General features: G+C 56.9%; 11 protein-coding genes and 2 pseudogenes. 4 read left to right on the plus strand and 9 right to left on the minus strand.

Translation table 11 applies throughout. From position 1 onward, the window contains the following. Positions 1-33 precede the first annotated feature (33 nt). A complete protein-coding gene (locus tag QD409_RS31850; protein WP_092855364.1) occupies positions 34-402 on the minus strand; it encodes a DUF4189 domain-containing protein in 369 nt (122 codons plus the stop codon). A gap of 92 nt (positions 403-494) precedes the next feature. Further along, positions 495-962: a hypothetical protein gene (locus QD409_RS31855; RefSeq protein WP_092855365.1), complete on the minus strand. Its 468-nt coding sequence runs from the start codon at positions 960-962 to the stop codon at positions 495-497. 748 nt (positions 963-1,710) lie between these two features. Between QD409_RS31855 and QD409_RS31860 the strand changes: the two genes are divergently transcribed. Further along, positions 1,711-2,259 carry a class I SAM-dependent methyltransferase gene (locus tag QD409_RS31860; RefSeq protein ID WP_430764664.1) on the plus strand — a complete coding sequence of 183 codons (549 nt, stop codon included), beginning with the start codon at positions 1,711-1,713 and terminating at the stop codon, positions 2,257-2,259. A gap of 80 nt (positions 2,260-2,339) precedes the next feature. Here QD409_RS31860 and QD409_RS31865 read toward each other — a convergent pair whose 3' ends face one another. The 4 genes from QD409_RS31865 to QD409_RS31880 all read right to left on the minus strand — a co-directional run bounded on the left by QD409_RS31865 (position 2,340) and on the right by QD409_RS31880 (position 6,150). Continuing rightward, positions 2,340-3,191, minus strand: coding sequence for an SDR family NAD(P)-dependent oxidoreductase (locus tag QD409_RS31865; RefSeq protein WP_430764665.1), 852 nt, complete (start codon positions 3,189-3,191; stop codon positions 2,340-2,342). 188 nt (positions 3,192-3,379) lie between these two features. Beyond that, positions 3,380-4,414 carry an AraC family transcriptional regulator gene (locus QD409_RS31870; RefSeq protein WP_430764666.1) on the minus strand — a complete coding sequence of 345 codons (1,035 nt, stop codon included), beginning with the start codon at positions 4,412-4,414 and terminating at the stop codon, positions 3,380-3,382. Positions 4,415-4,473: 59 nt separating this feature from the next. Then, entirely contained in the window at positions 4,474-5,304 is an 831-nt protein-coding gene (locus tag QD409_RS31875; protein WP_430764667.1) for an oxidoreductase, read from the minus strand. A gap of 354 nt (positions 5,305-5,658) precedes the next feature. Then, positions 5,659-6,150 (minus strand): DUF2147 domain-containing protein, encoded by a 492-nt coding sequence (locus QD409_RS31880; protein ID WP_430764668.1) that lies wholly within the window; start codon positions 6,148-6,150, stop codon positions 5,659-5,661. Between the two features lie 307 nt (positions 6,151-6,457). Here QD409_RS31880 and QD409_RS31885 point away from each other — a divergent pair, with 307 nt between their 5' ends. Then, positions 6,458-6,778, plus strand: a complete 321-nt coding sequence (locus QD409_RS31885) for a hypothetical protein (RefSeq protein ID WP_430764669.1) — start codon at positions 6,458-6,460, stop codon at positions 6,776-6,778. Positions 6,779-6,868: 90 nt separating this feature from the next. Here the strand turns inward: QD409_RS31885 and QD409_RS31890 are convergent, their stop codons facing one another. Both QD409_RS31890 and QD409_RS31895 read right to left on the minus strand, forming a co-directional pair. Then, on the minus strand, positions 6,869-7,126 hold the full coding sequence (locus QD409_RS31890) for a hypothetical protein (protein ID WP_092855375.1): 258 nt from the start codon (positions 7,124-7,126) through the stop codon (positions 6,869-6,871). A 173-nt stretch (positions 7,127-7,299) separates the two neighbouring features. Beyond that, positions 7,300-7,500 (minus strand): annotated as a pseudogene (locus QD409_RS31895) (polymorphic toxin type 37 domain-containing protein); the annotation flags it as partial. A 377-nt stretch (positions 7,501-7,877) separates the two neighbouring features. On the opposite strand from QD409_RS31895, the pseudogene QD409_RS31900 reads away from it, so the two are divergent. Next, positions 7,878-8,045 (plus strand): annotated as a pseudogene (locus QD409_RS31900) (ISL3 family transposase); the annotation flags it as partial. 41 nt (positions 8,046-8,086) lie between these two features. Here the strand turns inward: QD409_RS31900 and QD409_RS31905 are convergent. Continuing rightward, complete coding sequence (locus QD409_RS31905) at positions 8,087-8,551, minus strand: helix-turn-helix domain-containing protein (RefSeq protein ID WP_430764670.1); 465 nt, start codon at positions 8,549-8,551, stop codon at positions 8,087-8,089. A gap of 588 nt (positions 8,552-9,139) precedes the next feature. Here QD409_RS31905 and QD409_RS31910 point away from each other — a divergent pair. Next, a partial coding sequence (locus QD409_RS31910) for a transposase (protein WP_430764673.1) occupies positions 9,140-9,299 on the plus strand: 160 nt, incomplete at its 3' end.

Genomic DNA, 9,299 nt, shown 5'->3' on the forward strand with positions numbered 1-9,299 from the left:
AGAAACGCCCCGATTTAAAAAGTGCGTCGAGCCCTATTTCGAGCAAGTCCAGCTCACGACGTGGCAGCCGCTATCATTTTCTTCACAGTTCGCGATCGCGATGTTTCGTGCTTGGTTGCGTCTTGCGCTCCAACCCCAGCCGTAGCCCCGTTCACTGCCGACAGCGAGTGCGCCGCACGCGTTGCGGAAATAGACGACCACCCTGCAATCATCAGCATAGGAAGAACACCCCGACAACGCTTCCTCCTCAGCACCAGCTCGCGAAGAATAATTATGAGAAGAGCCGTAGGAGCCTGTGTCTCTCGAATAGGCAATCGCCCCAAATTGGGCCGCGGAAGCAATGCCCGTGCTAAGAGTGATTGCCAGCGCAGTGGTTGCTGCAGTCAATTTCAAAGATGTCATGTTTTTGGGTCCCAAGTGAAGGTGGACGGTCGCCACACACGTTTGTAAAGTGCGTCTCGCCTACCCCCATATCATTCGCAAATGGGTGCGGCCTAGTTAGCAGTCTGCGCCGCCTGGGTGGTCATGCATTCGGACAGGCCCATGAAAGCCTTCTCGCCGCCCGCAAGGCTGAAATCGGCAGTCGTGCTGTTGGCGGTCAGGCTCAGCGACTTGCCGCTGGTCAGCGCCATGACGGCCTCGGTCGTGTTCGGGACGTCGATCGTTGCCGTTGCTGCCGTGTCAGCAGTCGACGAGAAATTTGTGGCCGTGCCACCATCGATCGACCAGGAGCCGGTCACCTGATCGCCCTTGGCGAAAGTGAACTTCGAAGAATTGGCAAACAGGACGACCTTGTCGCCAACGGCGAGAAGACCGACGCCTGTCGCGGGGTTCTGAGCGAGGCAACCGATGAAGGTGTCGCCGTCTTTCACCGGCGTGACGGAGAAATCGGCAGCATCGACGGACGCAGTGGTCAGGAGCATGGTGGCGAGGGTCATGGTTGTCAGGTGAAGTCTGTTCACGGCATTTCCTTCATGAGCGGGGAAAGCGATTAAGCGCTTGGTTACAAAAAACCTGCGACTCCGGTTTGGACGGGACGGAGAATCTACGTTCAACGAAGCGGAAGCCTCGCCAAAACCCTCAGCGGCTGTCGCATGGATTGTTACTTCCACTTATAACCCCGGCGATATTGTTGCACTCCATCCTTAAACAGAAAGCACCGGATATTTTCGCGGTTCATTTCTGGGCTGATTTGCTATTCTTGAGCGTGGAACGCTTCTCTAGGTAACAGCGAGCAGGAGCCTCGATGGATTGCCGCTGCATCGCCAGATTGATCGGACAACACAACTAAATCCTCAGCACAATCCGACATAGACCGAGAGTGCAACCTGTTGTCGCTTCTAATTCCGGATTTCAAACGGCGAAATATCTCGAAGCAGTGGGTTTAAACGTCAAAGTCGGCTCGATTTTCTGCTAAGGATTTCAATTTCAGTTTGCGATTGCCATAGTAATTGCGGCATTGGATGACGATCCGTTCCCAAGGGCGGAGATGCTGTCTGATTTTCAGCTTGGCATTTCAATAAAATCCTCAGCTGGGAAATTACGATCCCGGCCCGCACGAAACATTTTGGCGCCGCCAATCATCATCTTGGCAGCTGAGGCCACTGCCGAGAGCCCAATTTTGTGCAATTACCATCATCTTCCCTACGACCAGCCGTATCGGGTCATTGACCGCTGATAAGAAAATGGAACGAGGTTATCGCATAAACGATGCTCGATCTTCCTTCACTCGTTCCGATCATCATGGCGCTATCGCTCTGTCTGTCGATCCTCCTGTTCCACGGTCTGACGGGCGTTCCACCAGTGCCATCCAGCGCAGCCGAAATCGCCGATGTCATCGAGTTGCTGCGGAATGCGAATTTGCCGAAGCGTGCGATTATCTACGAGCTCGGAAGTGGCTGGGGCTCCATGGCCATCGCACTTGCTCGCGCGTTTCCGGATGCGGAAATCCGCGGGGTCGAAATCTCGCCGGTGCCCTACTTGTTCTCCAAGCTGCGGATGCGGCGCTTCGAGAACGTGACCATCCGCTGGGGGAATTTCTTCAACCAAGATATAGGTGATGCCGACGCCGTGACGTGCTATCTGATGATCAAGCCGATGCGGAAGGTCAGCAGCTTCCTCGACCATATGCTGAAGGACGGCACGGCGGTCGTTTCGCTGACATTCTGGTTTCGCGACCGACAGGTCGAAGCCTCGCGGGAAGGACCGGGATTGCGAGGTGGTGCCGCGCTTTATCACTGGCCCGCCCGCAAAGTTTAAGAACGTCCCGACGGCGACCTATTTCGGGCCGCCGCCCGGGGCGTATGTAATACGGGACAAAATGTCCGGAGACATGGCATTCACGGCGAAGCGATTTCCCGAACCTTCGCCTCGCCCTGAGCCGCGTTCGAGACACTTTCCCAGGCCTCCCAGGTTGCTAGACGTGCCGCATAGGCCGCGCGTACGACCGGAAGTCCCTCGGTGCCGAGGAACAACCGCAGCGGCGGGGTATCCATATCGACGATTGTCAAAACAGCCTCCACCGTCGCCTCAGGATCACCAAAAGCAATGCTGGCGGCGCGCGCAAAGATTCCGGCCCTGAGATCCGAGTAGGCCTCGAGACCAGCCGAGATGTTGAGAGAGGTCTGGCTGGCGAAGCCGGTCGCGTAGGCGCCGGGTTCCAGCATCGTAACCTTGATGCCGAGGCGGGCAACTTCCTGCGCCAGACTTTCATGCAACGCCTCGAATGCCCATTTCGAGGCGTGATAAAATCCGATGATCGGGCTCGCGACGAGGCCCGCGACGCTGGAGACGCCGATGATATGGCCGCTGCCCTGCTTGCGCAGCAATGGCAGGGCCGCCTGGATCACCCGCAGTGTCCCGAAGAAGTTGGTTTCGAACTCCGCCTTGATGTCGGCTTCGGCGGTTTCCTCGACGGCGCCCACAAGCGCGTAACCGGCATTGTTTAAGACGACGTCCAGCCTGCCAAAATGGTTATGACCGCGCTCGATCACGCTACGAACCTGGTCGGTATCCGTGACGTCAAGCGCAAGCGGCAGAACTGCATCGCCATATTGTACGCCGAGATCGGCAACACTTTCGAGAGAACGCGCCGTAGCCACGACCTTGTCGCCGCGCTTCAGGGCCGCCTCCGCCCAAATGCGACCGAAACCGCGGGATGCGCCGGTGATGAACCATACTTTACCAGACATCTTAATCTCCTTGAACTGATAGCTGCTTTGAATTTCCCGGCATCGTGAACTATCAGCAGCGGCATGCCGACGCAGTGGCGGACGATGCCAATCCTGTTGCAGCGCCCGCCAAAGGATTTGTCTTCGGTAGCTGGAAATAGCCTCTGCCGCTCGCCGCWGCGGCGAGAGCATGCGAGGTCCGATCTGCATCAATGCAGAAAATGGAATTGTGACGCGTCTCGCCCATTTAGCGAGCGCCACTGCAGGGGCGTCAGCCCCTCCCAGTCACGAAAGGCGCGATAGAAGGAACTGCGATCCTGATAACCCAGAAGACACGCGACCTCGTCGATGTCGGTGGACGGATTGGACAGGAGTTGTCGTCCGAGTTCCTGGCGCGCTTCCGACAGAAGCTCGCGGAAGGTTTTGCCTTCATCGGTGATGCGCCTTTGCAGCGTTCGTTCGCTCATGTTGAGGTCCTGCGCTATCTGCGACAACTCCGGCCGCCCGCTTGCAAGCGACCGTTTCAGGACGACTTTCACTTGGTCGCCAATGGAACTGCGCGCTTGCAGTTCACCCATGGCGGCGGCAAGCGCAGGGGTTAGGATTTCCAGGAGCTCGGGATTGTGCCCCGGAAACGGACGGTCAAGATCGGCGGATTTCAGGACGAGCTTGTTCTGCGGAGCACCGTACTTGATAGGACACCCGAAGAAGAGCTGGTACAGGTCGCTCTTTGGTCCAACACGCATGAACTCGACCCGAACCGGTGTCAGGGACTGGCCCGTTCCGCGGCGACCAAGCTCGACCAGGAAGGCGAAGGCGACGTCCGTGGCAATGCCGGGCTCAGCCTCGATCGCGTAAACCCAGTTGCTCGTGATCGAGACTTCGCCTTTCTCCTCATGGAAACTCAACTGCTCAGGCGTACAGAGCCGCTTGAAGCGCGCGACCCGGTAAAGTGCGTCGCGAAAATCCCTGGCGTGAAAGGCGGCCAAGGTCGATGGTGGATGAACCGCCGTGTCCGCCTCATGAACGAGCCGAAGTCCGAGTGCAGGATCCGGCACCAGTTCCTCAAGCGCCCTGAAGATCGCAAAATACTGCGCCGTCGTCACCATGCCATTCTCGCCAAGGTGCAGCGTGGCAGGCAAACGGGCCTGACGCAGAACCGCCGACGGCGGCAGGCCGATCCGCTCGACCGCACGCCAGAAGGCTTGCGGCACCTTGCATTTGTCTGCCGGCATCACACTCATCTCCGTCGACCCTTCAAGCCTGATCTCGCAGGAGTACGCTTCATCCGCGTTCGGGAATGTTAGCGCATCTGACTCATGATGATACGATCGAACATCTGATCGCCGAACCATTTGCGGATCGCAATCATCGGCTTGGCATATTTGCCGGCGACGTAGCGCGTCCGCGGCCTTCTCGCGTGCACTGCGGCCGAGACGACATCAGCGATCACCTTCGGATCCGTACCGCGCCCATGGCCATAGGTGGCTCTTGTGGTCTTGGCGACGGCTTGCGAGACCTTGGCATAGGCGCCTCCACCAGAGCGCTTCACGAGACCGTCGGCGACCACGTCGCCAAATCCCGTCTCGATCAGGCCTGGTTCGACGACTACGACATTGATGCCGAACGGAGCCAGCTCCAGTCGCAGGCTGTCCGACCAACCTTCAAGCGCGTGCTTGGTGGCATGATACCAGGCACCGAGCAATGTATAGATCTTGCCGCCCATCGAGGTAATGTTAACGATGGTGCCCGAGCCTCTCTGCCGCATCGCCGGCAAGAGAAGCTGAGTCAGGCGAGCCGGGCCGAAAACATTGACCTCGAACTGATATCTCGCCTCATCCATCGCGATATCTTCAACAGGTCCATACAGTCCGAAGCCTGCATTGTTGACAAGGACATCGACGCCGCCGCTTTCTGCCAGAATGGTGCTAACGGCCGCGTTGATCTCGTCGTCGTCGGAAATATCCATTTGTAGGGCACGCGCGCCGATCTTCTCCAGATCACGCATCTTATCGACGCTACGAGCCGCTACATAAACCCTGAAGCCATCACTGATGAGACGCTTTGCGATTTCCTTGCCCATGCCGGAGGACGCGCCGGTCACGAGTGCTGTTTTCTTGCGTGTGTTGCTCATATCTGTCTCTCTGTTCGCAAGATCACAAATAGAAGCTCGGCCGCGTCCGATCATTGACGGAAGATGCCATCGCTGTTGCACATTACGCCAAAGTGCGATGCCGTCGTCTTCAGAAAAGCTGCTTGCCGGCCGAGCGGTGGCGTGTATAGGCGACCAGCCCGAAATCAAGCAACCAGTTCAAAGGCAGGCTGTTCATGGCCAACGGTCTCCGTGGTCGCTGCAAGAGGCAAATCGGGCGAGCACAGCCTCATGCTGCACCCGCTCGACGCCAAGCCACCTGACCACGACCGATTTGTTGGGGGCGCCTCGGTTGGCAAAAGATGGTGGCTTGTCCAGGTAATCAATGATTGCGGGCTACGCGCCCACGCGATGGAAAGCCCTGGTCTGGCCGAGTGCGGAAATGCCGATATAGCCTCTCAGGTTCATTTTACTACCCTGCATCGTGACTTGGCAGTTATACGTGCGGCCCGACGAGCCGTCGTAGAGTGAGCCACCTGTCCAACTCCCCGCATCCCAGCGCAAGCCGGTGATAAACACGACGTTCTTCATCGACCGGGAACGCAAGGAGGGATCGGGATTTTTCGCGTCCTTCTTGAAGGTGACGTTGTCGGCTTCCACCAACTGATTGCCGTAGAGTAGCCGTGCACGGAACTCCGTTCCCGCCTTGAACATATCGAGCTTCACGCTGCCATCGTCCGCCTGCCACACACCGACGATGGCGTCGGCTGGCGAGGCTTGTTGCGCATAGGCTGCCGGCACGGCGGCCAGTCCGACTGTTGCCAATGCCAATGCCAATGCCAATGCCAGGAATACGGCAGATCGCCTTGAGACCTTTGACACGTCCATAAAGGAAACCTCTCGAATAAACTAATATTGATGCAATCCGCAAAGGAAGGGCCACGGGCTGGAACGGTCCGTGCCCTCAGTCTCGCGCAACTGCATTGCAGACCAACTTGCATGGGTCTGGCGACACGTCCGGTGTGATTGCTATCTGCGGACGGAAAGAAGGCTAACGGCAGGCAGGCAATCCTACAGTGACAGAACACGTCAATCGTGTTGCACAATCCGCCAATGCAAAGCTCTTCGCCTCAGCGAGTGGTAATCCGATAGACCGCGGCCGGCGGGAGATTCAGGAGGGTACGGCCCACCAACGTTGCCCTCAGGTCGAGTTGATCAAGGATCCGCTGAGGCACCGGGCACTTTCTCATGTATCCTCGAGCTCACGGCCGACGACGAAGCCGACGAAACCTGCGGTCTCTTCCACGTCGAAGAGCTTGCTGGAGAGACGGTTGATTGCGGGCCGGACTCGTCGCAACCTGGCGCCGATCTCGACGAGACGATCCGCATCTTCATCAATGCCCTCCTAATTGCTGCATTAGAAGCGCGGAACGAAGACCGCACCAATGAAATGCTGGCCACGAAAGTTGCACGATTGCGTCCCGAGAGCGTCATTCATGATAATAATCTTCAGTGACGCCATTCGGATCAACACCCTCACGAGGGAGACTTGACAACATGAGGCGGCCGCCAGTCGTGCAGGCTCCTCGTGCCGTGAAGCGATTTTCTAATCAAATTGTTCACCGTGGCCGATCTGTTCGCGAACGGCGTCGACAATTGGCAGATCATCTGCGAGGCCAGGATCGGCGCTTTCAGCGTGCTTTAGATGCAGTGCAGCGTCGACCAGCGCGTCAGTAATCTCCCAAGTATTCCAGCCGGCTTCGTTGGCGGCTGCGACAACCGCTTCTAAAGCCATTCGGGCGGCCAGCCTTGATTCCTGCAAGCGCTGGGTTGCTTCTTCTGACCGAGGCGGTGGGAAGGACATGGAGAATCTCCTTTCGATGTCGCTCAAACCCTTTAGCCCACCGACTGTTTCGGATGGGCCTTCTGTCGGGCCAGATCGCATTTCATCTACATCGTATTGAGCAAAGTAGCAGCACCGAACCAGATATCGAGCTTCCGGGTGCTCTCATGCAAGCGGACCTGCGTAACAGTGTCTTAAAACTTTCGTTCAAAGACCACCACCTCGTCCGCATCCAGCAATCTGATAACATAGGGGCGTCGGGGCGTCGACTCCACAAGATCGCGTGCCTGGACACTCAAGAGCCCGCCTTTGCCCGTTGGAATCCGTACATTCCCATCTTTATCCTTCCATCCGTAACCGGAGCCGTTCGGGTTTGGAACCCAGTCTGGACCGCCTTTAGGATCATCATAGTCTGGATGATCACCTCAACGAGGCCAACTTGCTGCAGCTTGACGTTACGAACTTGTCCCCAGTGGAGGCGGCGACCATCACTCTCTGAAAGGTTGTTGGCAGTCCTTCCGCCCGCAGATCTCATCAATGTTTTATCAGCCGACGCTATGTGGCTCCGTCGTTCAACCTACGGAGATTATTTTGACACAAACGACTATTGTTGGGCTGGCTCGATGTCGTCGGAGGGCGCCATCCACCACATCAGGTTAACGGAACGGCGATCCAGCTATGGAAATATGGCATCGGATCGTGCGCCTTCGCGCCGCTTAAACCAAATCTGAAGCCATGGTTAAATGACGCAATGACCGGACCGATGTCTTCGTTTGCGCGCCGGATCTGTCGGGACGTCGAGGCAGTTCATGCTGCATTGACCTTGCCTTGGAGTAGCGGCCAGGTCGAGGGGAAGATTAATAAGCTAAAGCTCATCAAGCGCTCTATGCACGGAAGAGCTGGGATGGACCTCCTGCGCTCACGCATCATCGGAAACTGAATTGCACCGAAATTGCGGAAGAGCCCGCTTCTGACGGAAATTCACGCAGCGTCGACAGTCAAGACCTGGATCAGGGCAAAGGCTCGGGTCCTAAGCCGCGGTGGAAGCCGCAGGATCTCTTCGACGAAGCGTCGGCCTTCGCTTGTTGCCAGGTAAGCGATGCGCTCGTCTATCTCAGGCAAGCCGCTGTTCACCGGCTCTGATCCCATCTGCGGCAGACCGTCGTAGAAGCGCGAGACCGGAACGTTCAGACAGTTGGCGATCTCGTAGAGCACCGAGGCACTCATACGGTTCTTGCCGCTCTCGTATTTCTGTATCTGCTGGTAGCTCAGATTGACCAATTTCCCGAGCTCGGTCTGCGACAGGTTCGAATGTATCCGGATGATCCGAAGCTGCTGGCCGACATGCCGGTCGATCGGGTGGATCGAGGTGGTATCCACTCCCCTACCCGCTAAGGATTGCCGTTGCGGATGTCCGATCATCGCTATCGTGGCTCGATCATGCATGGCTTGATTTCCCCGCGTTGGTCATCACCGACAGGCTGCTCCTCGATAATCGCCACAAAATAGCGGAGCCGATATGTTCCATGATCAGACAATTCCAAGCTAGCGCGACCTCAGAGAATGCACACAACAACACGTGCCGGACGTAAAAACGCCCCGCAAACAGCTTGGGTACATTGATGGCACCATGAATACGGTGTATTTATATCAACACAGATCATTTGTAAATACCCTGTATCTAAATTAATACGAGGTACCTTTGAATCCTCTCCAAGCACGCGCCGCACGTGCGATTTTAAAGCTCGGAGTTCGGGAGGTTGCCGAACTGGCAAACGTCACTGCGAACACTGTTAGTCGTGTAGAACAGGATGACCTGGGTCCCCGTGGTCCACAACCGGTGACGATCGCAGCGATCAAACGCGTTTATGAAGAGCGTGGAATCATCTTTTTCAAAGAGGGTCCGGCTCCGACCGGCGGCGCGGGCGTACGTCTTTCCAAACCTTGAATGTTGATTTCCACTAGGCGATGTTGACAAAGTGGGTTCACAAATCAGCTTTGGTCTGATTCAAGACTACCTTTTAGGAGGCAGTTTTGGCACGTGGCGATTTGAGCGATGCAGAGTGGCGGATCATCGAGCCACTTTTACCGAGGGAACGCGGGCGCAAGTCGCGCCCGTTGCATGATAATCGGTGCTTTTTGAACGGGATGCTTCACGTGCTGCGGGTCGGTTGTCCGTGGCGCGATATGCATG

The organism is Rhizobium sp. BR 315 (assembly GCF_050577975.1).
Classification (GTDB): Bacteria; Pseudomonadota; Alphaproteobacteria; order Rhizobiales; family Rhizobiaceae; genus Rhizobium; species Rhizobium miluonense.

What these genes read in the sequence shown, in the direction of transcription:
- QD409_RS31850 (WP_092855364.1), bottom strand. Translation starts at nt 402, where the DNA reads ATGACATCTTTGAAATTGACTGCAGCAACCACTGCGCTGGCAATCACT.
- QD409_RS31860 (WP_430764664.1), top strand. Translation starts at nt 1,711, where the DNA reads ATGCTCGATCTTCCTTCACTCGTTCCGATCATCATGGCGCTATCGCTC.
- QD409_RS31865 (WP_430764665.1), bottom strand. Translation starts at nt 3,191, where the DNA reads ATGTCTGGTAAAGTATGGTTCATCACCGGCGCATCCCGCGGTTTCGGT.
- QD409_RS31870 (WP_430764666.1), bottom strand. Translation starts at nt 4,414, where the DNA reads ATGAGTGTGATGCCGGCAGACAAATGCAAGGTGCCGCAAGCCTTCTGG.
- QD409_RS31875 (WP_430764667.1), bottom strand. Translation starts at nt 5,304, where the DNA reads ATGAGCAACACACGCAAGAAAACAGCACTCGTGACCGGCGCGTCCTCC.
- QD409_RS31880 (WP_430764668.1), bottom strand. Translation starts at nt 6,150, where the DNA reads ATGGACGTGTCAAAGGTCTCAAGGCGATCTGCCGTATTCCTGGCATTG.
- QD409_RS31890 (WP_092855375.1), bottom strand. Translation starts at nt 7,126, where the DNA reads ATGTCCTTCCCACCGCCTCGGTCAGAAGAAGCAACCCAGCGCTTGCAG.
- QD409_RS31905 (WP_430764670.1), bottom strand. Translation starts at nt 8,551, where the DNA reads ATGCATGATCGAGCCACGATAGCGATGATCGGACATCCGCAACGGCAA.